This is a genomic window from Brevibacillus laterosporus, assembly GCF_030489605.1.
Classification (GTDB): domain Bacteria; phylum Bacillota; class Bacilli; order Brevibacillales; family Brevibacillaceae; genus Brevibacillus_B; species Brevibacillus_B laterosporus_E.
Window position 1 is genome coordinate 1 of record NZ_JAUKFY010000076.1, and the last position, 519, is coordinate 519.

Genomic DNA, 519 nt, shown 5'->3' on the forward strand with positions numbered 1-519 from the left:
GAGCTCACGTCTATCCGTGGCAGAAAAATCGAGCGTTTTGTTGATGCTGATGGTCATTTGTTTTAAATCAATGTCAGACCATTGAAGTGCAGCAGCTTCACCTTTTCGCATCCCTGTCTCAATTAAAAGCTTGAAGTAAATCCAATAGATGTAATTATATTGATAAGCTTGTTGCAAAAAAAAGGGTATATCTTTTGACTCCATAAATTTTAAAGTCTGTACTTTTTGTTGACCTTTAATAGTTGCACCGATACATGGATTTTTCTCAATCTTCCCTAATGTAACAGCTCTGTTCATTGCATTATGCATGGTAGAGTGTACTAACTCAACTGAGCGTTTGCTGTAGCCTTTATCAAATAGTCCTGCTGGCCTCTACATTAGAGTACCATTAACTCCTTTACGGGACGCTTTGTTTGATTCTGCCAATGTGATTGGTCAATTCGTACAAGGGACGCTTGCGGCTGGGGTAGGGCTTGAAGTTCCGTTTGAAGGAACATTTGAGTTTGCTGAAAGTACGAC

At 39.7% G+C, this 519-nt stretch carries 1 pseudogene; it reads right to left on the reverse strand.

Going from position 1 to position 519, the window contains the following annotated elements:
- Window positions 1–360 (reverse strand): annotated as a pseudogene (locus QZ995_RS23730) (tyrosine-type recombinase/integrase); the annotation flags it as partial.
- Between the last annotated feature and the right edge of the window lie 159 nt (window positions 361–519).